Source organism: Prevotella sp. oral taxon 313, assembly GCF_003043935.1.
GTDB classification, from domain to species: Bacteria; Bacteroidota; Bacteroidia; order Bacteroidales; family Bacteroidaceae; genus Prevotella; species Prevotella jejuni.
Genome location: NZ_PYXE01000001.1, coordinates 2,208,785 through 2,235,687, shown reverse-complemented (window position 1 = coordinate 2,235,687; position 26,903 = coordinate 2,208,785). Strand labels below are relative to the sequence as shown.

At 42.6% G+C, this 26,903-nt stretch carries 21 protein-coding genes; 13 read left to right on the top strand and 8 right to left on the bottom strand.

The window, feature by feature from the left end:
• The first annotated feature begins 18 nt into the window (after window positions 1-18).
• From AXF23_RS08820 to AXF23_RS08780, 9 genes are all read left to right on the top strand, one after another.
• A complete protein-coding gene (locus AXF23_RS08820) occupies window positions 19-1,248 on the top strand; it encodes an alpha/beta hydrolase family protein (RefSeq protein WP_107625036.1) in 1,230 nt (409 codons plus the stop codon).
• Between the two features lie 392 nt (window positions 1,249-1,640).
• The gene (rimP, locus tag AXF23_RS08815; protein WP_107625035.1) at window positions 1,641-2,108 is read left to right on the top strand and encodes a ribosome assembly cofactor RimP; all 468 of its coding nucleotides are present in this window, start codon (window positions 1,641-1,643) and stop codon (window positions 2,106-2,108) included.
• A gap of 4 nt (window positions 2,109-2,112) precedes the next feature.
• Window positions 2,113-3,378: a transcription termination factor NusA gene (gene nusA, locus AXF23_RS08810; protein ID WP_089365723.1), complete on the top strand. Its 1,266-nt coding sequence runs from the start codon at window positions 2,113-2,115 to the stop codon at window positions 3,376-3,378.
• A gap of 135 nt (window positions 3,379-3,513) precedes the next feature.
• Window positions 3,514-6,375, top strand: coding sequence for a translation initiation factor IF-2 (gene infB / locus AXF23_RS08805; RefSeq protein ID WP_107625034.1), 2,862 nt, complete (start codon window positions 3,514-3,516; stop codon window positions 6,373-6,375).
• Window positions 6,376-6,731: 356 nt separating this feature from the next.
• Window positions 6,732-8,177: a Fe-S cluster assembly protein SufB gene (gene sufB / locus AXF23_RS08800; RefSeq protein ID WP_107625033.1), complete on the top strand. Its 1,446-nt coding sequence runs from the start codon at window positions 6,732-6,734 to the stop codon at window positions 8,175-8,177.
• Window positions 8,178-8,195: 18 nt separating this feature from the next.
• Window positions 8,196-8,600 carry a hypothetical protein gene (locus AXF23_RS08795; protein ID WP_107625032.1) on the top strand — a complete coding sequence of 135 codons (405 nt, stop codon included), beginning with the start codon at window positions 8,196-8,198 and terminating at the stop codon, window positions 8,598-8,600.
• Window positions 8,601-8,612: 12 nt separating this feature from the next.
• A complete protein-coding gene (sufC, locus tag AXF23_RS08790; protein ID WP_008823623.1) occupies window positions 8,613-9,368 on the top strand; it encodes a Fe-S cluster assembly ATPase SufC in 756 nt (251 codons plus the stop codon).
• A 252-nt stretch (window positions 9,369-9,620) separates the two neighbouring features.
• Window positions 9,621-10,964, top strand: a complete 1,344-nt coding sequence (sufD, locus tag AXF23_RS08785) for a Fe-S cluster assembly protein SufD (RefSeq protein WP_107625031.1) — start codon at window positions 9,621-9,623, stop codon at window positions 10,962-10,964.
• Window positions 10,965-11,058: 94 nt separating this feature from the next.
• Window positions 11,059-12,276 (top strand): aminotransferase class V-fold PLP-dependent enzyme, encoded by a 1,218-nt coding sequence (locus tag AXF23_RS08780; RefSeq protein ID WP_107625030.1) that lies wholly within the window; start codon window positions 11,059-11,061, stop codon window positions 12,274-12,276.
• A 95-nt stretch (window positions 12,277-12,371) separates the two neighbouring features.
• On the opposite strand, the gene AXF23_RS08775 is transcribed toward AXF23_RS08780, so the two are convergent.
• Window positions 12,372-12,665 carry a hypothetical protein gene (locus AXF23_RS08775; RefSeq protein ID WP_107625843.1) on the bottom strand — a complete coding sequence of 98 codons (294 nt, stop codon included), beginning with the start codon at window positions 12,663-12,665 and terminating at the stop codon, window positions 12,372-12,374.
• Between the two features lie 168 nt (window positions 12,666-12,833).
• Between AXF23_RS08775 and AXF23_RS08770 the strand changes: the two genes are divergently transcribed.
• On the top strand, window positions 12,834-13,436 hold the full coding sequence (locus tag AXF23_RS08770; protein WP_107625029.1) for a ribonuclease HII: 603 nt from the start codon (window positions 12,834-12,836) through the stop codon (window positions 13,434-13,436).
• A gap of 162 nt (window positions 13,437-13,598) precedes the next feature.
• Here AXF23_RS08770 and recO read toward each other — a convergent pair whose 3' ends face one another.
• A complete protein-coding gene (recO, locus tag AXF23_RS08765; protein WP_107625028.1) occupies window positions 13,599-14,324 on the bottom strand; it encodes a DNA repair protein RecO in 726 nt (241 codons plus the stop codon).
• Window positions 14,325-14,534: 210 nt separating this feature from the next.
• Here recO and rpsT point away from each other — a divergent pair, with 210 nt between their 5' ends.
• The gene (rpsT, locus tag AXF23_RS08760) at window positions 14,535-14,789 is read left to right on the top strand and encodes a 30S ribosomal protein S20 (RefSeq protein ID WP_004358670.1); all 255 of its coding nucleotides are present in this window, start codon (window positions 14,535-14,537) and stop codon (window positions 14,787-14,789) included.
• 248 nt (window positions 14,790-15,037) lie between these two features.
• Here rpsT and hemG read toward each other — a convergent pair whose 3' ends face one another.
• The 4 genes from hemG to AXF23_RS08740 form a co-directional block, all read right to left on the bottom strand.
• The gene (hemG, locus tag AXF23_RS08755; RefSeq protein ID WP_107625027.1) at window positions 15,038-16,402 is read right to left on the bottom strand and encodes a protoporphyrinogen oxidase; all 1,365 of its coding nucleotides are present in this window, start codon (window positions 16,400-16,402) and stop codon (window positions 15,038-15,040) included.
• Between the two features lie 67 nt (window positions 16,403-16,469).
• Window positions 16,470-17,834, bottom strand: coding sequence for an oxygen-independent coproporphyrinogen III oxidase (hemN, locus tag AXF23_RS08750; protein WP_107625026.1), 1,365 nt, complete (start codon window positions 17,832-17,834; stop codon window positions 16,470-16,472).
• A gap of 184 nt (window positions 17,835-18,018) precedes the next feature.
• Entirely contained in the window at window positions 18,019-19,221 is a 1,203-nt protein-coding gene (locus AXF23_RS08745; protein ID WP_107625025.1) for an MFS transporter, read from the bottom strand.
• A gap of 111 nt (window positions 19,222-19,332) precedes the next feature.
• The gene (locus tag AXF23_RS08740; protein ID WP_107625024.1) at window positions 19,333-21,390 is read right to left on the bottom strand and encodes a TonB-dependent receptor; all 2,058 of its coding nucleotides are present in this window, start codon (window positions 21,388-21,390) and stop codon (window positions 19,333-19,335) included.
• Window positions 21,391-21,621: 231 nt separating this feature from the next.
• Between AXF23_RS08740 and gyrB the strand changes: the two genes are divergently transcribed.
• Both gyrB and AXF23_RS08730 read left to right on the top strand, forming a co-directional pair.
• Window positions 21,622-23,595, top strand: coding sequence for a DNA topoisomerase (ATP-hydrolyzing) subunit B (gene gyrB, locus AXF23_RS08735; RefSeq protein ID WP_009010918.1), 1,974 nt, complete (start codon window positions 21,622-21,624; stop codon window positions 23,593-23,595).
• Window positions 23,596-24,144: 549 nt separating this feature from the next.
• Window positions 24,145-25,029 (top strand): helix-turn-helix domain-containing protein, encoded by an 885-nt coding sequence (locus tag AXF23_RS08730; RefSeq protein WP_107625842.1) that lies wholly within the window; start codon window positions 24,145-24,147, stop codon window positions 25,027-25,029.
• Window positions 25,030-25,213: 184 nt separating this feature from the next.
• Here the strand turns inward: AXF23_RS08730 and AXF23_RS08725 are convergent, their stop codons facing one another.
• Together AXF23_RS08725 and ung are read right to left on the bottom strand one after the other, a co-directional pair.
• Entirely contained in the window at window positions 25,214-25,804 is a 591-nt protein-coding gene (locus AXF23_RS08725; protein WP_107625023.1) for a DUF3109 family protein, read from the bottom strand.
• A 309-nt stretch (window positions 25,805-26,113) separates the two neighbouring features.
• Window positions 26,114-26,779 (bottom strand): uracil-DNA glycosylase, encoded by a 666-nt coding sequence (gene ung, locus AXF23_RS08720; protein WP_009010915.1) that lies wholly within the window; start codon window positions 26,777-26,779, stop codon window positions 26,114-26,116.
• Window positions 26,780-26,903 lie beyond the last annotated feature (124 nt).

Sequence of the window (26,903 nt, the reverse complement as noted above, 5' to 3'; positions counted from 1 at the left end):
TCTTTAATTTTTATAGTAATGAAAAAGATTATTTTAAGCATTTGTTTATTGTTTTCGTGGGTTGGAGCTTTTGCGCAGAAACCCATAGAAGGAGATTGGATGGGCAAGCTGAACCTTGGTCCACAATCATTGACAATTGTGTTGCATGTGAACTGTGATGCACAAGGAAAGGCTGAATGTACGCTCGATAGTCCCGATCAAGGGGCGAAGGGAATAGCGGTAGAGACAGACTACTGCTTGTCTGATTCTATCAGTGTAAGCCTCGCAAGTTTGGCTCTCAGCTTTCAAGGAAAATTGAAAGGAGATGAGATAGTCGGTACTTTTACACAAGGTCAATCCTTCCCGTTAGTCTTGAAGCGAGGAGAAGAGAAACTAAATCGGCCACAGAACCCCGTAGCTCCTTATCCATACAAGACAGAAGAAGTGGCTTTTAAGAACGTTGCAGATGGCGCAACACTTGTAGGAACACTCTCATACCCTATTGGTTATAAGAAAGGACAGACACCTGTCGTCTTGATGGTTACTGGGAGTGGGCAGGAGAACAGAGACGAAGAAATCTTCGATCATAAGCCTTTCCTTGTTATAGCAGACTATCTGGCACGGCATGGTGTAGCCACTTTGCGGTATGACGACCGAGGTTTTGGTAAATCGACAGGCGGAGATGTGGGACATGCAACGACGCTTGACTTTATGCGAGATGCTGCAAGTGGAGTTGATTTCCTGCGCACTTCGAAGCAATTTGGTAAGGTCGGCATACTCGGACATAGTGAAGGTGGGTCTATAGCCTTCATGTTGGGTGCGAAAGGGAAAGTTGATTTTGTCATTAGTATGGCTGGGGTTGGCGTGAAAGGAGACACGGCGTTGACAGCACAAGCAAACAAGATACTCGAACTTACGGGGCAATCAATGCGTTACTCTACGCATCAGTATCGTATGAATGCAATTATAAAGAGGTCACCTTGGTTGAATTTCTTTATTGATTATGACCCATCAGCGGATATCTCAAAGACGCTTTGTCCTGTTATGGCTATTAATGGGAGTCGTGATATTCAGGTGATATCGTCGCTTAATCTAGCGGGGATAAAGGCCCATCTAAAGCCTAATCCGAAAAACATCATCAAAGAGTATCCCTCGCTTAACCATCTATTCCAACATTGTAAGACGGGAAATGTCTCAGAGTATAGGATGATAGAAGAAACCGTCTCACCAGAAGTCTTAGAAGATATCGTCCGTTTTATCAAACAATAAGCTATCAACTTGGTTGTTCCTAATGGATTTCTAAGAGCGTGTATATAGTTATTAATAACTGATTTAATGAACCTTATACTGCTTCATCCTACGTCCTATCAATCTAAATAAAGGTAGACTTAGAATTATTTTCATGACGAGAAGATTTTTTTTTCATGTAAAAAAATATTTTTCTTCATGAAAAGAAATATTTTTTTTCATGAAAAGAATTTGGAATCGATGGCTTCTTCGGGTTAGAAAAACCTTGGATATATTTCGTCTAAATCGCTTATAAGCAGATAAAAAAAAGCTGTAAAACATTTGGTCTATGCCGAAAATATTCGTAACTTTGCACTCATTCAGAGGAATGAGGGGCTTTTTAATAGTCCCTCATTTTTCATATTAAAACGCTTATGATAGATAAAAACGTTGTAAAAGGACTCGTTGACGAGTGGCTGGAAGGTAAGGAGTACTTCCTGGTTGACATACAGATCAGTTCTGACGACAAGATAGTCGTTGAAATTGACCATGCCGATGGTGTGTGGATTGAAGACTGTGTAGAGTTGAGCAAGTATATCGAAGACCGTCTTTCCCGTGATGAGGAAGACTATGAACTTGAGGTAGGCTCTGCCGGATTAGGTCAACCTTTCAAAGTTCCACAGCAGTATCACAACTTCATCGGAAAGGAAGTAGAGGTGCTTGGTAAGGATGGAAAGAAAGTCAAAGGCGTATTGAAGAGTGTTGATGGCAACGACTTTATTGTGGCTGTCAACGAGAAGGTACAAGTGGAAGGCAAGAAGCGTCCTGTAAAGATGGACGTAGACCATGCGTACAAGATGGATGAAGTAAAATATACAAAATACATAATAAGTTTCAAGTAAAGCTATGGCAGCAAGGAAAATAGAGGAAGAACGTCCGAATATGATCGAGACTTTCAAGGAGTTTAAGGATACCAAGAGCATCGATCGTACCACGTTAGTGAGCGTTTTGGAGGAGAGCTTCCGTAACGTACTCGCTAAGATATTCGGTAGTGACGAGAACTTCGACGTGATTGTAAACCCTGATAAGGGTGATTTCGAGATACATCGTAATCGCGTGGTTGTGGCTGATGGCGAGGTTCAGGATGAGAATAAGGAGATTAGTCTTACGGATGCACGTAAGATAGAAGCAGACTATGAGGTTGGTGAAGATGTTAGTGAAGAGGTCGATTTCAATAAGTTTGGCCGCCGTGCTATCTTGAATCTTCGTCAGACATTGGCTTCTAAGATTCTTGAGCTGGAGCACGATTCTCTATATAATAAGTATAAGGACCGTGTGGGTCAGATTATCTCTGGTGAGGTTTATCAGACTTGGAAACGTGAAGTACTGCTTGTTGACGAAGAGAATAACGAGTTGATTCTCCCTAAGGGCGAGCAGATTCCACGTGATCAGTATCGTAAGGGTGAGACAGTTCGTGCGGTGATCCATCGCGTTGATAACGAGAATAATAATCCAAAGATTATCCTCTCACGTACTGCCCCAGAGTTCCTTGAGCGTCTGCTTGAGGCTGAGGTGCCTGAAATCAACGATGGTTTGATAGCTATTCGTAAGATTGCTCGTATGCCTGGTGAGCGTGCAAAGATTGCTGTTGAGAGCTTTGACGAGCGTATCGACCCAGTAGGTGCTTGCGTAGGTGTACGTGGTAGCCGTGTTCATGGCATTGTTAGAGAGCTTTGCAACGAAAACCTCGATGTTATCAATTGGACAGCAAATACCAAACTCTTCATTCAGCGTGCACTTGCACCAGCTAAGGTGAGCAGCTTGACAGTTGACGAAGAGAATAAGAAGGCCGAGGTTTACTTGCAGCCAGAGGAGGTTAGTCTTGCTATCGGTCGTGGTGGTATGAATATCAAGTTGGCAAGTATGCTGACAGGATACACCATTGACGTGTTCCGTGAACTTGACGAAACGAACGCAGAGGAGGATATTTACTTGGATGAATTCTCTGATGAGATAGATCAGTGGGTTATCGATGCCATCAAGGGTATCGGACTCGACACAGCACGTCAGGTGCTCAATGCTCCACGAGAGATGCTGATAGAAAAGGCGGACTTGGAGGAAGAGACCGTAGACAGCGTGTTGAACGTATTGAGATCAGAGTTTGAACAGTAAAAGGTGATTGGTTGGTGGGTGATGGTTGTTGACTGAAAGCTAACGGGTGTGACTATTCAGCAACTCCATGTTCGGAACCCCTCTCTACCAAAAGGCATTTCAACAACCAACACCCTACACCGTAAAATAAAGTTAATGAGCATCAGATTAAACAAAGCAATTCGTGAATTGAATATAGGACTCCAAACGGCAGTGGAGTTCTTGGAGAAGAAGCCAGAGTTAGGCGAGGTGAAGAACGAACTTAACTTTAAGCTAAGCGAGGACCAGTATAAGGCTCTCGTAGGTGCCTTCAATAATGATAAGGAGGTAAAGAAGGACGCAGCTAAACTCTTACAGAAGAAGACTAAGGAGAAGAAAGGCGCTGCTGATCATAAAGGTGAGACGATCTTGAAGGCTGAACGCCAGCAGTATAAACCTGTCGGAAAGATAGACCTTGATCAGCTGAATAAACCCGCTGCTAAGAAAGCTGTTGCTCCTATAGAGGAAAAACCTGCTCCTGCTCCTGCTGCAGCTGCCGTGGAACCAGCAGAAGAGAAGAAGGAGGTTGAGAAGCATGAGACAAGTAAAAAGCCTGTAACAAGCAAGGAAGAGGTTAAACCGGTGGCTCCTAAGGTTGAGAAACCAGTAGAGAAGAAGGTTGAGTCTGTAAAGAAGGAGGCTCCTGTTGTTGAGGCTGAGGTGAAGACTAAACCAGAGGTTAAGAGTGAACCTGCTACTTCTAAGCCTCAGGCTGAGCCTGTTGCTGTAGAAGAGAAGAAAGATAATGGCTTGTTCCAGACCAAGAACGAGAAGAAGATCTTGAATACTCCTAAGGTGAATGTCTTAGGTAAGATAGACCTTAGTACGCTGAACCAGAGTACTCGTCCTAAGAAGAAGAGTAAGGAAGAACGCCGTAAAGAGCGTGAGGAGAAGGCTGGTCAGAATAATGGTCAAGGCAAGAAAAAACGCGTTCGTATTAATAAGGAACGCGTAGATATCAATGCTGCCGCTAATCAACAGCAAAACCAGAATGGTAAGAAAGGTAATAACAATGGCGGTGGCAACAAGAATGCGGGAAAGAAGAACCGCAACCGTAATCAGAAACCATTAGAGGTTGATGATGAGGCAGTAGCACGTCAGGTAAAGGAGACACTTGCTCGTCTGACAAGTAAGAGCCAGAACAAGAAGGGTGCTAAGTACCGTAAGGAGAAGCGTGATGCTGTTCAAGAGCGTCTGAATGCGGAGGCTAAGGCAGAGCGCAAGGAAAGTAAGATATTGAAGCTGACCGAGTTTGTTACTGTTTCAGAGTTGGCAACAATGATGAATGTTCCTGTAACGAATGTCATCTCAACATTGATGTCTGTCGGTATCATGGTTTCTATCAACCAACGTTTGGATGCTGAGACTATCAATCTCGTTGCTGATGAGTTCGACTTCAAGACAGAGTATGTCAGTGCTGAGGTGCAGGAGGCTGTTAGCGAGGAGGTTGATGATGAGAACGATCTCGTTTCACGTGCTCCTATCGTTACTGTCATGGGTCATGTCGACCATGGTAAGACTTCTTTGCTCGACCATATCCGTAACACGAATGTGATTGCTGGTGAGGCTGGTGGTATTACCCAGCATATTGGCGCATATAGTGTAACATTGGAGAATGGCCGTAAAGTTACCTTCCTTGATACTCCGGGTCACGAAGCCTTTACTGCTATGCGTGCTCGTGGTGCACAGGTTACCGATATCGTGATTATCATCATTGCGGCGGACGACTCTGTTATGCCTACTACCAAGGAGGCTATTGCGCATGCACAGGCTGCTGGTGTACCAATGGTATTCGCTATCAATAAGATTGATAAGCCAGGAGCTAACCCTGATAAGATACGTGAAGACTTGTCACAGATGAATCTGCTTGTTGAAGAGTGGGGTGGTAAGTATCAGTGTCAAGAGATTAGTGCTAAGAAGGGATTGGGAGTGAATGAACTTCTCGACAAAGTCCTTCTTGAAGCCGATATGATGGATCTTAAAGCTAACCCTAACCGTAAGGCTACAGGTACTATCATTGAGTCTTCTCTTGATAAGGGTCGTGGCTATGTAAGTACGGTTCTTGTGTCTAATGGTACGTTGAAGATTGGTGATAACGTTATCGCTGGTACTTCATGGGGACGTATCAAGGCTATGTTCAATGAGCGTAACCAACGCATCGAGAGTGCAGGACCAGCAGAACCAGCTATTATCCTTGGTCTGAATGGTGCACCAACAGCTGGTGATACCTTCCATGTTATGGAGACTGAACAGGAGGCACGTGAGATTGCTAACAAGCGTGAGCAGTTGCAACGTGAGCAAGGCTTGCGTACACAGACACGTCTTACACTGTCTGATATCTCTCACCGAATCGCTCGTGGTGAGTTCCATGAGATGAATATCATTGTGAAGGGTGATACTGATGGATCTATCGAGGCATTGTCTGACTCATTCATCAAACTGTCAACAGAGAAGGTTAATGTGAATGTAATCAGTAAGGCGGTAGGTCAGATCTCTGAGAGTGACGTTATGTTAGCATCTGCTTCTGATGCTGTTATTGTCGGCTTCCAGGTTCGTCCTTCTGCCGATGCACGCCGCTTGGCCGACCGTGAGGGTGTTGAGATCAATACTTACTCTGTCATCTATGATGCTATCGATGATGTTAAGTCAACGATGGTGGGTATGCTTGACAAGGTGAAGAAGGAGATTGTCACTGGTCAGTTTGAGGTGAAACAAGTCTTCAAGATATCCAAGGTTGGAACGGTTGCCGGTGGTATGGTTACTGAAGGTAAGGTTCATAGCAAGGATAAAGGTCGCGTAGTCCGTGATGGTATCGTTATTCACACTGCTCCTATTGATGCTCTGAAGCGTTATAAGGATGATGTGAAGGAAGTTGCGACGGGTCTCGAATGTGGTATCTCGCTTGTCAACTATAATGATTTACAGGTGGATGACATCATCGAAACCTTCACGGAGATTGAGGTTGAACAGAAATTGTAACAACATAAAAAAACCGTCTTCTCTCCGGTAAAGGAGTAAAGACGGTTTTTTCTTCATGGTAACAAATGTTGCCGTAGAACTTCATGGCATACATCTTGTATGGTCATAGAGTGTATATTTAGTATCGAGAATAGAGATGGTGAGAGCTAAAAAGACCTATTGTCGGATGAAGAGGAACGATAGGTTTTGATGCGTCAAGCAATAGGTATAAGAAAGGTAAAGAGTGTTTTTCAGATGGGCTAAACGTTAGAGATAAAGAGATCTACGGCAATTGTAAGTATTGATCTTGAATTCTCTGACACCCTTTAACCTCTTTAACGACTGAACAGCCTCTCCTCTCTTTAATCACAAAACAAATGTCTGAGAACAAGAATAATGAATTTGTAAAGAAAGTCGCAGAGCAGAAGTATGAGTTCGGCTTTACGACTGATGTACATACGGAGGTCATTCCGAAGGGTTTGAACGAGGATGTCGTTCGACTTATTTCGCAGAAGAAAGGGGAACCAGAGTGGCTCCTCGATTTTCGTTTGAAGGCTTTCCGTTACTGGCAGACGCTCCCTATACCAACGTGGGGACACTTGCATTTGCCAGAGTTACATCTGCAGGATATCTCCTATTATGCTGATCCGTTGGCGAAGAAGCCTAAGAACAAGGAGATTGATCCAGAGTTAGAGAAGACTTTCGATAAGTTAGGTATTCCTTTGGAAGAGCGTCTTGCTTTGAGTGGTACGGCAGTTGATGCCATTATGGACTCCGTGTCAGTGAAGACAACCTTTAAGAAGCAGTTGGCTGAGAAGGGGATTATCTTCTGTTCTATCGGTGAGGCAGTCAAGGAGCACCCTGACTTGGTGCGTAAATACCTTGGTAGTGTTGTTCCTTATCGTGACAACTATTCTGCAGCACTCAACTCTGCGGTCTTTAGTGATGGTTCCTTCGTATATATTCCTAAAGGTGTTCGCTGTCCGATGGAGCTTAGTTCGTACTTCCGCATCAATGCTATTAATACTGGTCAGTTCGAACGTACATTGATTGTAGCTGATGATAATTCGTATGTTAGCTATCTTGAGGGCTGTACTGCTCCTATGCGTGACGAGAATCAGTTACATGCAGCAGTAGTTGAAATCGTTGTCTTGGACAATGCAGAAGTAAAATACTCTACTGTTCAGAACTGGTATCCTGGTGATGAGAATGGTAAGGGTGGTGTCTTGAACCTTGTTACAAAGCGTGGTGAACTTCGTGGTGTAAACTCTAAGCTGTCATGGACACAGGTAGAGACTGGTTCGGCTATTACTTGGAAGTATCCTTCTTGTGTGTTGAAGGGTGATAACTCACAGGCAGAGTTCTATTCTGTTGCTGTGACAAACAACTACCAAGAGGCTGATACGGGTACGAAGATGATTCACATGGGTAAGAATACGAAGAGTACAATCATCTCGAAAGGTATTTCTGCCGGACACAGTCAGAACTCTTATCGTGGTTTGGTACGCGCAACAGCGAATGCTGAGAATGCTCGCAACTATTCAAGTTGTGATTCTCTTCTCTTAGGTTCTGATTGCGGTGCACATACATTCCCTTATATGGACATCCACAACGATACTGCTATTGTTGAGCATGAAGCAACCACTTCGAAGATTAGTGAGGACCAACTCTTCTACTGTAATCAGCGTGGTATTCCTACCGAGGATGCTGTCGGCTTGATTGTTAATGGTTATGCGAAGGATGTCCTCAACAAACTTCCAATGGAGTTTGCCGTTGAAGCACAGAAACTCCTCTCTGTAACTTTGGAAGGAACAGTAGGATAATATAACTGAACCAACAACATGCGAAAGCTCATTCTTATCACGTTTGGCTTGCTCCTTACAACAATGCTTCAAGCCCAGTCATGGCAAATAAAGCCGTGGCAGAAATATTTGATTGATGAGCAAGTGAAGCAGGATACAGCGATTACATGCCAGTCTGTGATGGGGTTGCCGTATACACCTAAGCCCTTCGATACTCGCCTCTATCGTACAGTTACGGGCTCGGAGATGATAGGTAACTTGCCAGCTTATAAGAAGAAATCAAAGTCTTTCTTTGGTAAAGATGCTTATTCGTCCTCGCTTCTTGAAGAGCAAATAGAGCAAGAGAGAGTAGAAAAGATGGCTCGTGGTGAGTATCACTTCTCTGATTTCATATTCGATACGTTGTTAGATGTTGTTAATTCATTTTTAGTGAAGGATAATTAAAGCAAAGATAATATGTTAGAAGTAAGAAACCTGCATGCTACCATTGCAGGAAAAGAAATATTAAAAGGTATCAACCTCACGATAAAAGATGGTGAGGTGCATGCTATCATGGGACCTAATGGTTCGGGTAAATCAACGCTGAGTGCCGTACTGACGGGTAATCCTCTCTATGAGGTGACCGATGGTATGGCTATTTTTAATGGCAAAAACCTATTGGAGATGAAGCCAGAAGACCGCTCTCACGAGGGTTTGTTCCTCTCTTTCCAATATCCTGTTGAGATACCAGGCGTAAGTATGACTAACTTCATGAAGGCTGCTATCAATGCAAAGCGTGCCTATGAAGGATTAGAACCAATGAAGGCTGCTGAGTTTATGGCACTCATGCGTGAGAAACGTCAGTTGGTGGGGATGGACTCCACACTCTCTCGTCGCAGTGTAAACGAAGGTTTTTCGGGTGGTGAGAAGAAGCGTAATGAAATCTTCCAGATGGCAATGTTGGAGCCAAAGCTTAGTATTCTGGACGAGACTGACTCTGGTCTTGACGTTGATGCCATGCGCATTGTAGCTGATGGCGTTAACAAGATGCATACTGATAAAACCTCATACATTGTCATCACGCACTATGAGCGACTGCTTGATATGATCAAACCAGACGTTGTTCACGTACTTTATAAAGGTCGTATCGTGAAGACGGCAGGACCAGAATTGGCAAAGGAGATTGAACAACGCGGTTACGATTGGATAAAGGAAGAAGTGGATAACGACTGATAACGTCGTGTAAGAAAAAGTATTTACATAATGGGGCGAGTAGAAAAAGCATTAGTAGAAAGTTGAAATTGTCTTATAAGAGAATTCAAATTGTCCTATAAGAGAAATTCAATTGTCTTATAAGAGAATTTTGATTATCTGTAATATGATGGTTTTCAGTGAGTTATAAAACTGCTATTTAGGTCGTAATAAACGGTAAAAAAGGATTACAAAGACTGCTCTTTCACTGCTTCAAAACTTCTTAAAACAAACATGCAAAGCGAAAAACAATATATAGACCTCTATACAGAGGCGCAGCAAATCATAAAGGAACATGCTGCTCCTGTGATGAATGAGGTGCGCGATAAGGCTTTTGACGATTTCCGTCGACTGGGCTTTCCATCAAAGAAGGTGGAACGCTATAAGTACACGGACATGCAAAAGCTATTTGAGCCAGATTATGGTTTGAACCTCAACAGACTTGAAATACCCGTTGATCCATACGAGACATTCAGATGTGATGTGCCCAATCTCAGTACATCTCTTTACTTTATAGTCAACGATCAGTTCTATACAAAGGCACTTCCAAACGTAAAACTCAACGATGGAGTAGTCATTGACAGTTTGAGTCGTGTGGCTAAAGAGCGTCCAGAGTTGGTGAAGAAGTACTATGGTAAGCTGGCTGACACTGAGAAAGATGCTGTTACGGCACTGAATACGATGTTAGCACAGGACGGACTCTTTATCTATGTGCCTAAGAATGTGCAGCTTGACCGTACGGTGCAGGTAATAAATATCCTCCGTTCTGATGTTGACTTGATGGTCAATCGGCGTGTACTTATTGTGCTCGAAGAAGGTGCTAAGGCACAATTCCTCTTCTGTGACCACGCAGCTGACGATCGAAACTTCCTTGCAACACAGGTGATCGAAGCCTTTGTGGGCGATAATGCGAACCTGGAACTGAACTGTATGGAAGAAACACATGCCAAGAATGTGCGTGTTTCGAATGTTTATATTGAACAGCAACGCAATTCACGTGCAAGTCATAACGTCATCACGTTGCACAATGGAGTAACCCGAAACATGCTCGACCTTGTCTTTAAGGGTGAGGGTAGTGAGTGTTTCTGTAATGGTTGTGTGATAGCTGACAAGAATCAGCATGTTGATAACAACACACTTATCGACCATCAGGTACCTCATTGTACAAGCAACGAACTCTATAAATATGTACTTGACGAGAATGCTGTGGGTGCTTTCGCAGGTCGTGTACTCGTACGTAAGGGCGCACAGAAGACACTCTCACAAGAGAATAACCGTAACCTCTGTGCCAGCAAGACTGCCAGAATGTTCACGCAGCCAATGCTTGAGATCTATGCTGATGATGTTCAGTGTAATCATGGTTCAACAGTTGGGCAGCTCAATGATGCCGCTCTCTTCTATATGGAGCAACGTGGTATCGATAGAAAAGAAGCTAAACTCCTCCTTGAGTTTGCCTTTATCAATGAAGTTATCGACAAGATGGAACTCGAACCACTGCGTGACCGCCTCCACCATTTGGTAGAAAAGCGCTTCCGTGGTGAACTTGATAAGTGTGAAGGTTGCAACTTGTGTAAGTAATTAGATGTTGGGCTAATTAGCCTTATTGGCCCAATTAGCCCAATAAGCCTCATTAGTCCAATTAGCCTAATATGGCCCATTAACCCAATAGAAGATGTACGATATTAATAAAGTTAGAGAAGACTTCCCGATACTCTCTCGCACCGTCTATGGTAAGCCGTTAGTTTACTTTGACAATGGTGCTACCACGCAGAAACCGCTCTGTGTGCTGGACGCCATGCGTGAAGAGTATCTTAATGTGAATGCAAATGTGCATCGTGGAGTACACTGGATGTCGCAACAGGCAACTGACTTACACGAGGCGGCACGCGAAACTGTGCGGAAGTTTATCAATGCTCGCTCCACTACGGAGATTGTCTTTACACGTGGAACGACGGAGAGTCTGAACCTTGTTGCCTCCAGCTTCACCGAAGGATGTATGCAAGCAGGCGATGAAGTGATTGTTTCTACAATGGAACATCACTCTAATATCGTTCCATGGCAGTTGCAAGAACAGCGCAAAGGGATTGTTTTGAAGGTTATCCCGATGACCGATGAGGGAGTTCTCGACCTACAGGCTTATGAGCAACTCTTCTCCGAACGTACGAAACTCGTCAGTGTAATGCAGGTAAGTAATGTTCTTGGCACCATCAATCCAGTAAAGGAAATGATTCGGATAGCCCACGAACATGGTGTACCAGTTATGATTGATGGTGCACAAAGTGTACCGCATTTTGCTGTTGACGTACAGGATTTAGATTGTGATTTCCTTGCTTTCAGTGGGCATAAGGTCTATGGTCCTACGGGTGTAGGTGTTCTTTATGGTAAAGAGAAGTGGCTCGACAAGATGCCACCTTACCAAGGTGGCGGTGAGATGATAGAGCATGTCAGCTTTGAGAAGACCACCTTTGAGCGTCCACCATTGAAGTTTGAAGCCGGAACTCCCGACTATGTAGCTACTCACGGACTTGCCAAAGCCCTCGATTATGTCTCTGCTTTGGGAATGGATAACATCTTTGCGCATGAGCAATACCTCACACATTATGCCCTTCAGCAGTTGCGTGAGATAGAAGGAATGAACATCTACGGGCATGCTGGGGATAGTGGCGATGCCGTTATCAGCTTTAATGTAGGCAATATCCACCACATGGACCTCGGTACACTCCTCGATCAACTTGGTATTGCAGTCCGGACTGGTCATCATTGTGCCCAGCCCTTGATGGATCGCTTGGGTGTTCTCGGAACTGTTCGTGCCTCTTTTGGACTTTATAACACCCGTGAGGAAGTAGACGCCTTGGTGTCAGGTATCAAGCGAGTATCCATGATGTTCTAAGACTATAAGCAGTTTATTATAGGTGTTCTTATGCGTTCAATTATGTTTATGAACGCCTATCTCTTTTCTGTAGTTCCCTCCTTTGTGGGTAAAGATCATGTTGACTTATTCGCTTTTTTGCATTTATAAAGTGCAAATCCAAACCAAGCAAAGTTGAGAACTTGTACTAATAGTGAAGGGATGATAGGCAATATTGCTAAGATAAGGGCCAACTGTGCTTGTGTGATATAAGAAGCCTGTTTGCTACTTACCTCTCGTTCGAGTACAGCACTGTAGTATTTTCTCAACCATTCCATTGGGGTCTGAAACCATGCTGTGGCATCTTTAATGAAGTTGCTAAGCTCAGTAAACGAAGTGTTACGTTCTGTGAGAGTCATTTCCTTTTTCATATTCATGTCTTATTAATTGTTTGCTATATATATAATAGGCGTAAAACCCATCTTTGGTTTACGGTTGCAAAAATAGAAACAGGCTGTGCAATGAATGTTCACTCCGTAATTTTTATTTGTTATATAAATTTAATTTGAAAGGTTCTTTAACATCTTAAGGGTTATTGTATGTTGTTAAGTCATTATTACGAAGGTCTTGTTGAAGTTGGTTGCGACGAAGCAGGTAGGGGCTGTCTTGCTGGGAGTGTCTACGCTGCAGCGGTTATTTTACCTCCCGACTACGAAAACGAGTTACTCAATGATTCGAAGAAACTATCAGCCAAGAAGCGTTATACACTTCGTACAGAGATAGAACGAGATGCTATTGCATGGGCGGTTGGGGTTGTTACGCCAGAAGAGATTGATAAAATAAATATTCTGAATGCGTCTTTCCTTGCAATGCATCGAGCATTAGACCAGCTGAAAGTACGCCCAGAAGCTATCATTGTTGATGGCAATCGTTTCAAACCTTATCAAGAGCTTCCCTTTACTACTATAGTAAAAGGTGATGGAAAGTATCTTTCTATAGCAGCGGCATCAATCCTTGCTAAGACTTATCGTGATGATTACATGCAGGCGTTGGCAAAGGAATATTCGCAATATGATTGGCAGTCAAATATGGGCTATCCTACAAAGAAGCATAGGCAAGCTATCAGTGAACATGGAGTTACACCCTATCATCGCAAGAGTTTCAACCTTTTGGGCGATGGTCAGCTAACACTTGACTTTTAGAAAGAGTCGATTGAATTGTATAATGGATTTTGAAGGTTAACCATTTTGCTTTAAGGGAACCTAATTTATCAATGGTGTCTATTATTAGTACCATTCGTGCGATGGGTCAACACCTAACCTATAGGAATGTTTATAAAGCTATGGAAAACGTCATAGGAAACGTTAGCTGAACAGTTCACGCAGAACGTGGAAACTCTTTAGTTCAGGCATATCAGGTACATGGAGTCGATAGTAATGCAATACAATGTCAGAGATTTGGTTTCGATTATGACGAGAAAGACGGAATAGGTGCATATTCTCATAGTCCATACGAATCAGTTGGTTAATTTCTGCAGCATCTACAGGAAGTAGATAATCAGAATGGAGGGGTGTATGCTCTGTAAAGGTGGCATTGCGAAGATCGAAACATGCTCCTTCTTGATAGGCATCAAGGTTGGGAAAGAAACCTATAAAACGGCTGAGGCGCATCATGAAGACAAGGTGGAAATTTGCATAGTCATGTTCTGCTTCATCCAGCCATTCCATACTTGCACACACATACTTATATAGATGGATGTTTTGCTGCTCCCCACGTGTAACATAATAAAGGAATTCTGATAGGAAGAGGAGGATAGCCGACTTCACAGGGTCGAAAGGTATAGAGCTATAAGGTCTAAGGATACGTACTTCTTTTATACGCTGTAGGGATGTTCGTGGGCGGTAATCAAATTCAAGATCAAGCATTGTCAATGGTTGAAAATACTGCTTCTTAATCTTTCCCTTTGCCGTCTTGGGTATGCGTGTTATAAAAGAAATACGACCCTCTAATTCGGTAAACATGTCGATTATCAACGATGAATCACCAAACTTAAGAGAATGCAAAACGATAGCTTTCGACTTCAAAATCATATAAAAAACAATGCAAAATTACAAAAATACAGCCTCTTATGAAAATTAATTAGCGAAAAGTTTGGCTGATTAAAATAAATGGGCTACCTTTGCACCCGCAAAATCAGCTATGGTCCCTTCGTCTATCGGTTAGGACGAGAGATTTTCATTCTCTAAAGAGCAGTTCGACTCTGCTAGGGACTACAAGTAAAATAAAAGAAGAAAACAAAGATGGCAAATCACAAATCATCATTGAAGAGAATCCGTCAGGACAAGGTTAAGACCTTGCACAACAGATATTATGCAAAGACTATGCGTAACGCTGTTCGCAAGTTGCGTAGCATGACGGATAAGGAAGAGGCTGTTAAGCTCTATCCTGTTGTACAGAAGATGTTGGACAAGTTGGCAAAGACTAACGTTATCCACCAGAACAAGGCAGCTAATTTGAAGTCTGCTCTCTGCAAGCACGTAGCTGCATTGGGATAAAAAAAATACTTTCAGTCATAGCTGAAAAGAACAATAAGAGCCGTAATCCTATTGGGATTATGGCTTTTTGCATATTATACACTTGTTAGACTTATAGAAAGTGCTTGGACAAATGGAGGCATTTCAATTTACTGTCACTACTGTCATCCACTGTAAGCACCTAACTTATTAGCTTACAGAGGTATAAATGAAATGTTAAAAGTGACAGCAAATTAAAATAAAGAAAACCACGTGTAAGACAGCTGTATTTACGATAAAGCTAAATTAATCTTCTCAGCCATATCCACAGCTTGCTTGATTCTATCGCCCATACCGATACCATCTTTCAGATTACCAATAATATGTAAACTTGGATAAGCACGTTCTACGGCATCAATAGTACGAAGGCGCACATCCGTTTCGGGCATATATTGTGGAATAGCATGACTGTGCCTATAAATACGAATGACGTCGGCTCGGGTACCTTTGGGATATCCCAACATCGTATGAAGGGACGTATTAACCAATTCTGTCAGTTCTTCATCCGTCTTATTGAGATATTCTGGATGACAAGCACCACCAATGAAGAACGCATAATTAGCTCCATCCTTAGGCGAACGGCCCTGAAAACAAGCGGAAGGCATAAGGATTCCCAACACATTCTGTTTTTCTTTAGACGGTACTAATCCGCCAAAGGCATTCCAATGTACATCCCCCGTATTCTTCATTCCTACTCCTATCTCAATCACAGGAGCATAATAAAGATTGCTTAAATCGTCAAGTTGGTCCTTAGGCAAGAAGCTCAACAACTTTGGTAAGGCATAAGCAGGACAAGTTGTAACAACCTGCTCAGCTACTATCGTATTCCTACCCCAAGATAGTTTCCACTTATCTCCTAACGGCTCTATACTTAGTTCTTTACAATTCGTTAGGATTCTCTCATCACCTATAACTCTCCCTAACGCAGAAACAAGACTACGGAAACCTCCACGAGTAGAGAAGACTGCCTTTGTTGCACGCTTTTCCCTGTCCGTTTTCGGTTGTTTTGCAAGTGCTATAGCCCCTTTGATAAAACTCCCATAACGCTGTTCTAAGTCGTAGAGTTTAGGCAAAGCAAGGCGAGTTGGTAATTGATAAGGATTACCAGCATACACGCCAGAAAGGAAAGGGTCGACTGCATAATCCACAAAAGACCGTCCCAAACGTCGTTCTGCGAGGCTTCCCACACTCTCATTAGGCTCTGTTCCCTTCTTACGCCATGGCTCACCAAGAATGCGGAGCTTATCTTTCAGCGTAAAGAGAGGAGTTGTAATAGCAGACCAAAGTCCAGAAGGTAGAGCATGAAAGCGTCCATCCTTCCATATCAAACGGCATTTAGCAGAACTCTGTGCCACCTCCAGCGTACAATCATCGCCTAACATATCGAAGAGTTCAGCCACTTCAGGGTATTTAATAGTACCCGTACTCGGTCCTTGTTCCATCACAAAGCCGTCAACCTCCTCCGTCTGCATAAGTCCACCGATACGGTCGGTAGCCTCCAAGACCACTACATCTTGACCTTTACGACGCAAATAAGAAGCACAAGTAAGACCAGTAAGACCTGCACCAACGACAACTATCTTTCTTTCTTCCATAATATTAATGCTTTATAGATTCCCCTTCCAAAGTATCTCTCCCCAACGTAAAGGGAGCGTAAAACGTTTATATCGGCTTAGAAAACTTCTTATCCGTAGCCACCATCATCGGATCAAGCACAGCAGCCACAGTACGAACAAAGGGATTCCCCTCCCCTGTCATCTCCAAGGTATTCTCTGTCAAACAAAGAATACCATCTCTTTCCATCTCTTGCAGACGTTCAACATCATAATTGATAGCCCCTTTCACGTCAGCTACCGACACAGCAAGGTCTTCCGCAATATGTGTCCAATCAAGATGATAGTTACACATCAAACGTTCAATTACCTCACGTACTATACGTTCTTTGGGCATTAATTGGTAGCCTTTTCGGGTAGGCAACGTACCCGCAGAGACTTCTGCTATATATTCGTCTATCGACTTTGTATTCTGTGCATAGGCAGTCTCTAATTGGCTGATACCCGTCACACCAAAGGCATACACCTGTCCTGTTGTGCGACGAGTGCAATAACCTTGGAAGTTTCGATGTAGTCGATGAGATTGTAAAGCCTCAGATAGTTCATCATTAGGAAGTACAAAATGGTCCAAACCAACACTAAGATAACCCGCCTCATGCAGCACACCTTTAGCTTTTTGGAACATCAAAGCCTTCTCTTCAGTATCAGGAAGACCCGACTTTTCAAGTATCATCTGACGTTTAAATATCCATGGGCAGTGTCCATAACTAAATGTTGTAACACGGTCGGGACGCATTGCTACAGCACGCTCTATCGTCTTCTTAAAGCTATCCGATGTCTGAAGCGGTAAGCCAAAGAGGAAATCCATATTAATATTAACATCCGCACTACGAAGAATTGATACTATTTCCTCTGTTGGCAATTCAGAAGGCGTACGATTAACAAGCCTCAACACCTCTTCATTGAAGTCCTGTACACCTAAACTAAAACGATTAAATCGTGCATCCAACAGTCCTTGCCAGTCCTCAGCTGTTAGATAACCTGGATGACATTCTATGGCTATCTCAGGCTGTTCTATCGTAGAAAAAATCGACAGCAGATGCTCATTCAGTTCCTTAAGAACACTTACAGGCATAGCCGTTGGACTACCACCACCATAATGAATCTGCGATATACGTCTACTTTTATCTATATGCTTTGCTACGAGATCTATCTCCTTATGCAACGCTTGCACATAAGCTTCAACATGCTCTTCCTTTGCCATAGGGTAAGAGTTGCAGCCACAATAATGACACAGACGTCGACAGAAAGGCATATGAAAATAAAAGGAAAGATTCTTCTCACGCACCTCATTGCTATAATCAACCTCCTTCAAAAACTCTTCCCCAGTAAAAGGTCGGAAGAAGTTAGCTGGTGGATAACTCGTATAACGAGGTACAGATACATTGTATTTATCAATCAGTTCTTGCATCATTCGTCGAAATAAATTATATGACAAAGGTAAGAATACCTCCTAACATAAACAATCCTCATTTATAAGGAAAGCACTATACACTTCCAAACCTTACTTTACTATGCTTTTACCCGAATAGATCATTAGGCTACAATATGTGACCGGTCTGGTTTAAAGCTATGTTCTTCAGTAAAGGAACCATGGCTTATTCTTCCCTTTTAAAGGCTGAGAGAACATAAATAAGGCTGATGATAGCCACCACTGTTTCAGCTATATAAAGACCACGATAGTCGAAGATATGCGCCACCGTTCCCGCTAATACCGCAACGAGCAGACCGCTTACATGACTAATAACAATTTGTATGGTAAAGTCAGTCCCTTCTCTACCAGGACGTACGCATCGCATGGCTGTAGTGTAAAGAACCACAGTTGCCAATCCGTAACAAGCTTGGATATAAATGATTCCGATGACAAATGCAGTCTTGTTAAAGTCGGCAAAAGTCATTGCAAGGAAGTAGATAGGTGCCAAAACAATAAGTCCTGCAATGATAATACGAGCCTTATAAATTCCGATTCGGCGTATGAGAACTCCAGAAAACCACGCCATAACGAAGGAAGCAGCAGTTCCGACGATACCCGTAAGGAATCCTATCTCCTTCATATCGTACCCCTTATCAACGAGGTAAGGACGCATCATGGAAAGAATACCGATGATTCCCATGTAATACAGCAGCAAGAAACCTATCTGTCGCCATATCTCCTTACGTCCAAAGAAACTAAAGATGTCAGTCCACTTGGCACGTTCTCTCGGTTTCTCATTCTCTATCTTGATATGAGGATTAAACATTAAAGGAATAATCATCATACAAACAAACAAGGCTAAACAGGGAACTACGACATTCCAACCATAGCTTTTCAGTAAGATAAGCAAGACTCCTCCACCAATAACAGCACCTCCGAAAGCTCCCATAGACTGCATACTATTGAGCATACTATGGTCGTGCTTCTTAAAAGAAAGGATGGCAAGTGCATCTGTAGCAATGTCTTGCGTAGCCGAAGCAAGCATAGAGATAAACGCCAGAATGACTACAAGCATGATTTCTGAACGTACATTAATCAGCCCTGTGGCTAAGAGTGCAACGGCATATATCAACTCTGTAGCGATAATCGTACGTTTGTAGTCACGCACTGTTACGCAGTGGCGGTCAACAAAAGGCGACCATAGGAACTTTATCGTCCATGGAACTCGGACAAGGTTTAGCAAACCAATGGTTGCAAGACTATATTGTCCTTCCCTCATGATAACCTGTAAGGCTGTCATAAGAAAGGATGACGGTACCATCTGTGCAATATATAGACAGAAGAACGTACCAAAACTTAGTTTCTTGGATGAAATGCTGTTGAACATGTAGTGAATTATATAAGTAGAGCAGCGTGTTACATATCATGAGAAAGGACTTTAGGAGAAATAATCAGAATTAGCTGTAGCATCCTTTTTCTCCAATCCTTCATTCTCTCCTTAGAATGTCACACTGAGAGAAGTACCAAAGGTAAGAGGCTTACCCTTCTGTGCATAGTTACCAGTTGACATCTTGAAACTGTACACTATATAGTCAGTCCCTGTCAGATTCTTACCCCATAAATCCCATGTGAATATACCTTTTGTGAGACTAACCTTTGCATTAAGCGTCGCATAGAAGTTCTGGCGTACAACGTTATCATCAGCCCAATAGATACGACCGAGACCTGTTAAGCCTGCATTAACGACAATCTTATCAAACCAACCTGCCTGCAAAACGGTGTAAGTCCCATCTATTGAGAACGTGTGGTTAGGCACCATTGGAAGTCTATTACCCGAGAAATCCTCTGCAGCACTCTTCTTATATTCCAAGTAACGAGCGTGGGTGTAACCATAGTTCATACTAAACTGTAAGCTCTTTATTGGATGATAAGCAAATGAAAGTTCGAAACCTTTACTATCCGTATGTCCTGCATTCGCAATTAGATTACCCACAGCAGGAACAGTATAGGTAGTCTGCATGTGTCGCCAATCAATGTAGAAAAGATCTGCTTCAGCTGTCAATCGTCCATTCAAGAACTTCAATCGAGCCCCTACCTCGTAATTCCAGCTGTATTCTGGGTCGTATGCACGCTCTGCATCAGTCTTAAAGATAGTATTAAATCCACCCGGCTTATAACCACGAGTGACACTCGCATAGTAGAGATTGTCCCTGTTTGTAAGATATTGAAGCGTAAACTTAGGAGTGAACTGGCGGAAGTTAGCAATACTAATAAAGTCCTTTACATGTGTATTAGCACCTGTTGTTAACGTTACCTTATCTTGATTGTAGTTTATCTTCGCATGCTCATAATCAAAGCGTAAACCAACAGTTGCCGATAACCCCCTCCATATATTATAAGAACTCTGATGATAGATCGCATAGCCTGCTGTAGGGTTCTTATAGGAAGTTGGAGTCGAGAAATCCTTTGTATAATAGCTTGTTTCTATAAAGGGGTTAGAATGGAGTAGCATACCAAACATACCAATAATCCACTGGTAACGACCTTTATCATTCGATTTCAAGGTTAGCTCTTGCGAAAGCATATTCTGATGATAGCTATTATCAGCATAGAAGAGGTCTTTTGGTGTGAAATCTTGATCTATCCCTTGATGTGATTTGATGAATTGATAAGACGTCTGACTATTGAAACTAATACGACTATTCTCATATCGAGCATTAAGACCTGTTGTTGAAATCAGACGTTTGTAAGTGCTATTGCGGTTATAACTAATAGGTGATAGTGCATCTTTCGTCAGGTCGTATGGCGCATATGGATAACCATTCTGCTTACTATGGGTAAGCGTACTATTGAGATGAATAAGCCAATTCATGGTTGGTCGCCAGTAAAGTCCGAGTCGTCCTTCAACCTCATTCACCTTATCCGCCTTAACATTCAGGAACTGATTGGTGAACATACCATCGTTATGATGATAAGAAATAGCACTCGACAAACCAAGTTTATCAGTCAGCTTAGAATAGTTAGAAGCCTGTGCTACAAGATCGTTATACCTTCCATAGCCTACTTTTATACGTGTCTTCTGATAATCAAGAGGATTATGTGTGTAGACATTGATAACACCTGCTATAGTATTACGACCATATAAGGTTCCTTGTGGACCTCGAAACACATCTACAGCAGCAATATCACTGAGATCAATATTAAATGCTGACGACTCAAAATGAGGCACACCATCTACATAGAACCCCACAGCAGAACCCTTCGTCTTTGCTCCGATACCACGAATAAAGATAGGTGTGTTAGCATATGAACCATAGTTGGGCATGTAAAAGTTAGGCATAACTGCCGTTAACTCCTTCAAGTTCACAATTTGCTTGTTCAGTAATTGTTGACTGTTAATGGTTGAAACTGCAATAGAAGTTAGGTTTCTTTTGTTCTGCTTGAAGTCAGTAACGACTACTTCGTTAAGTGATACATCTTTGTTCACTACTGAGTCTGGAGTCACTCCAGCTACCCCGCTGATAGCAAGGGATGCAAGTAATAAGGTATTTAACATAAAGATGGTTTTTGTTAATGTTTTTGTGTTGCAAAGGTACAGATAATGACTTTTTCGAACAATCCTCATTTATAAGGAAATTAAATATTACCACTAAAAAGAATAAAAGCTAACTATCAGCACAAAACAGCAATTTGATATGCTTTCTTTTGTGTTTTTTGCAGGTTTTTATTTTCAAATATAAAGGAAAAAGTGTATCTTTGCATACTATAAGTATAATCAGAAACAACAATGACGGCAAATCCAGAAAACGAGAATAATTACTCCGCCAGTAACATTCAGGTCTTAGAAGGCTTGGAGGCAGTTCGCAAGCGTCCTGCTATGTACATTGGTGACATCAGTGAAAAGGGACTCCATCACTTGATTAACGAGACCGTTGATAACTCTATCGACGAGGCCATGGCGGGCTACTGTCATAATATTGAAGTTACGATAAACGAGGATAATTCCATTACCGTTGAAGATGACGGTCGTGGTATCCCTGTTGATATGCACGAAAAGCTGCATAAGAGCGCCCTTGAGGTCGTGATGACCGTCCTACACGCAGGTGGTAAGTTCGACAAGGGGTCATACAAAGTCAGCGGTGGTTTGCATGGTGTGGGTGTGAGTTGTGTAAATGCTCTCTCTACACACATGATGTCTCAGGTTTTTCGTAATGGTAAGATCTATCAGCAGGAGTACGAGAAAGGAAAGCCTCTCTACCCAGTGAAGGTTGTTGGTGAGACCGATAAGACGGGTACACGACAGCAGTTCTGGCCAGACCCAGATATCTTCTCTACGACAGTCTACCAATGGTCAATCGTTGCACGCCGTATGCGTGAATTGGCTTATCTCAATGCTGGTATTAAGATTACACTTACCGACCTTCGTCCAGACCCAGAGACAGGTAAGACACGTACAGAAGTCTTCCATGCTAAGGACGGTTTGAAGGAGTTTGTTCGTTATGTTGATCGCCATCGTCAGCATCTCTTCGATGATGTTATCTATCTCAAGACCGAGAAGCAGAATATTCCTATTGAGGTCGCAGTGATGTACAACACTGATTATACAGAGAACATCCACTCATACGTTAACAATATCAACACTATCGAGGGTGGTACTCACTTGCAGGGATTCCGTGCTGCATTGACTCGTACACTGAAGGCATACGCGGACAACGACCCACAGATTTCAAAGCAGTTAGAGAAGGCTAAGATTGAAATAGCAGGTGAAGACTTCCGCGAGGGATTGACAGCTGTCATCTCTATCAAGGTTGCTGAACCACAGTTTGAGGGTCAGACAAAGACGAAACTGGGTAACAGTGAGGTCGCAGGAGCCGTACAGCAGGCTGTTGGTGAGGCGCTGACTGATTATCTTGAGGAACATCCTAACGAGGCAAAGATGATTTGTAACAAGGTTATCCTTGCCGCTACAGCTCGTGTGGCAGCTCGTAAGGCACGTGAAAGCGTACAGCGTAAGAACGTGATGAGCGGTGGAGGTTTGCCTGGTAAGCTCGCTGACTGTTCTAATAAGGACCCTAAGGACTGTGAGATCTTCCTCGTCGAGGGTGATTCTGCCGGTGGTTCTGCTAAGCAGGGACGAGACCGTTATACACAGGCTATCCTTCCTCTTCGTGGTAAAATTCTGAATGTAGAGAAGGTTCAGCGTCATCGTGTATTCGAGGCTGAGTCTGTTATGAATATTATTCAGTCTATCGGCGTTCGCTTTGGAGTAGAGGGTGAAGGCGACTTTGAGGCTAACACTGATAAACTCCGCTATGATAAGATTATCATAATGACCGATGCCGACGTCGATGGTTCCCACATCGACACGCTGATTATGACTCTTTTCTATCGTTATATGCCGAAAGTTATCGAGCACGGACACCTCTACATTGCTACGCCTCCGCTCTATAAGTGTACTTACAAGAAGGTTAGTGAGTATTGCTACACTGAGCAACAGCGCCAGGCCTTCATTGATAAGTATGCAAATGGCGATGAAGAAGACAAGGCTATCCACACACAACGTTACAAAGGTCTTGGTGAGATGAACCCAGAACAGCTTTGGGAAACAACTATGGACCCAAAGACTCGACTCTTGAAGCAGGTTACTATCGAGAATGCTGCTGATGCAGATGAGATCTTCTCTATGCTAATGGGCGATGATGTTGAGCCTCGCCGTGAGTTTATCGAGAAGAATGCAACCTACGCTAACATTGATGCGTAAGCCTATTGCAATATACTAAAAGCGGCCTTTTAAGGCTAAGAATATAATGAAGACTCCCTTTCTCACGGAATGAGAAAGGGAGTCTTTTTCTTTTATCCATTCGTATTCTTGAATGATAGGGCTGGTGTTATGAAGTCAGAAAGAACAATACAAAAGGAAGGAATATTTACGTTATACTATAAGTAAATACATGGTTCACCTTTGTTATTCAGCTATCCTCTCTTTTTTGACGATAGTCATAAAAAGACCTTACTATCCGTTTTCTAATTTCACATTATGGGTTAATGCGTAGGCTATTGATGGTTAAATATATTACTATTATACTTATAATACCCTTGAATATCAGCCCTTTCAGCTTACATAAACACCTTGTCATAATGTGTAGATAGCGTATTAAAACTATGCTAAAAGTCCCTTTCAAAAAATTATTAATTGTCCATATCACTCCTATAAATACTTATATTCTCTCTTCTAATAGCTCTTTTCTCTACATAAATTTCTCTTAAAAAGAAATAAATGAGTATATTTGTAGGCCCAAATAATGAGGATATGAACAGAAACATACGACTCCGTGAAGTTAATGTAGCACAGGCAAAACTCGTATATCCTGATGGTGACTACATTGACAATGATATTATTCTCTTCGAGGATATCACCAAAGTGCCACTTCCTGCAAGTGCTTCTCGCATGAAGTCACTCTTTCTTGCACTCTGCACAGGCGGTAGTGCACAATATACTGTTGATACTAAGGAACATAAAGTGAGTGCCGGAGATGTCATTATCATTAGTGAAGAACAGGTTGTTGCCGACTATCAGCTCTCGCCTGATTGCGAGGGTTTAGCGTTAATCATGTCGTATGATTTCTTTCAAAACATCGTAAGTGGTATTCACGAACTGGCAGCTCTCTTCCTCTTTGCCCGTACTCATCCTGTTTTCCACCTTAATAATGCACAGACAAAGGCCTTGGAGAACGATGTACAGCGCATCAAAAGGAAGATTGAAGATACTGGTCATCGTTTCCGTCGTGAGCTGGTTATGACCATGCTCAAGGCTCTTATCATTGATATGAGTAATGTTATCTATCGATTCCAGCAAGTAGGTGACGACTCAAAGACGCGTGCAGAGGTTATCTTTCATAAGTTTATTCAGTCGGTGGAGAAGAACTATCGCACGGAACGTCGTGTCGGTTGGTATGCCCAACAGCTATGTATCACCTCGAAATACCTCTCTGAGACTGTTCGTAGTGTTAGTCGGCGAACACCGAGTGAGTGGATTGACTCCTACGTAACACGTGAGTTACTCGTGATGTTAAGGAATACGACAATGAGCATCAAGCAGATTGCTGAGGAACTCAACTTTGCTAATCAGAGCTTCTTAGGGAAATATTTTAAGGAGCATGTGGGTGTTAGTCCTTCAAGGTTTAGGAAGGGATAATAGGGGATTATGGGCCTTATTGGACACATAAGCCTCATAGGGCTAATAAGATAATTGGGCTAATAAGGCCCATAAGGCTAATAAGGCTAATAATATAATTGGCCTTATTAGGCCTATAAGCCTCATAGGGCTAATAAGATAATTAGCCCAATAAGGCCCATAAGCCTAATAGCCCTAATAGTAATTAGCCTAACAACTGCTCCGCAACCTCGCATAACTCGTCATACCATTCCTTGCCAAATCTTCGTGTAAGAGGCTCCTTCAAAAACTTATATAAGGGAAGATTCAGCTCTTCCCCTTTCTTTCTTGTATCGGCACAGATGCGCCAATGGTGGTAGTTAATACCACAGGTTCCATTGCTAAATTCCTTTACTCGGATAGGATACAATGAGCAGGAAATGGGTTTCACAAAGCCTGTCTTGCCATTACGATAGGAACGCTCTAAAGCACAAAGACAACAGTTATTCTCATAGCAGGTGAAGACACAGTCCTTACCACCTACGATACTCGTCACTAAATCGCCCTCTTCATCGGTATAGGCAACACCCTGCTTGTCGATAACAGCCTGTGCAGAAGCTGACAAATCGCCCCAAACAGTGTCGAGGACATTCTCTATTTCCATCGTCTCATCCAAGGTTACGGGTGCACCAGCATCTCCTTCAATGCAGCATTGACCATGACACTTGTCAAGATCGCAGCAGAACTTCACATTGATTATGTCTGGTGAGACAAGCACATCACCCACCATGAAGATATGATCATACGTATTTACCATCTTTCTTTGCGCTAAATTATTTCATTCCTAACTGTGTCTTACTGTTCACCTAACAGTTTATTCTTACAGTCTCAGTCTTGTTCTTCAAATTATTTTCATGAAAAAAAATATTTTTTCTCATGAAAGAAAATATTTTTCTTCATGAAAATAAATTCTTTTTTTCGTGAGAATAATTCCGTCCTAACATTCTTTCGGGACTATAAAGAGCTTATTTGATTATTCTTTTCTTATTGGGCTTATTAGGCTAATGGGCCTTATAAGCCTAATAATAAGCAACTTGTCAACCCTAAAACTCGTCGACCTCTATACTTACCACTCAATAGCTTGCAGCCCACAAGCGGTTAAGTAGGCATTACAACGTGAGAATTGATGTTGTCCAAACCACCCTCCACGGTTCGCAGAGAGTGGAGAAGGGTGTACACTCTCTATGACACAGTGACGCTGTTGGTCGATAAGTGCCTTCTTACTTCGTGCAAATCCGCCCCAAAGCATGAATACTAAGTTCTCTCGACCATCGCTGAGCGCCTTGATGGCAGCGTCTGTAAAGAGTCCCCATCCTAATCGTTGATGACTGTTAGCAATGTGGGCACGAACAGTAAGTGTTGCATTCAGTAAGAGAACTCCCTGCTTAGCCCATCGCGTAAGGTCGCCTGATTGTGGGATAGGAGTACCCAAATCGGCTGCAATCTCCTTATAGATATTTTGCAGTGATGGCGGGAGTTGTATCCCATCAGGCACAGAGAAGCTCAATCCCATTGCCTGTCCAGGTTCGTGATAAGGGTCCTGACCGATTATCACAACCCTCACCTTATCGAAAGGACAGAGATTGAAAGCATTGAAAATCAGTCTTCCAGGAGGATAGCAGGGGAACTGAGCGTACTCTTGTTTCACCTGTTCTATCAACTGCAGGAAATAGGGTTTCTCAAACTCTCCCCCTAATTGCGTTGCCCATGAAGGCTCTATCTTTACATCCATAGCTATGATTGTTGTCTATAAGCGTAATAGGAGCGATAGAGAAGATTTACTTATCTCGTCTTATTACACGCAGTTTTGTTACTACAAAAGTACGATAAAGTTCTGATAACAACAAAAAAGTCGT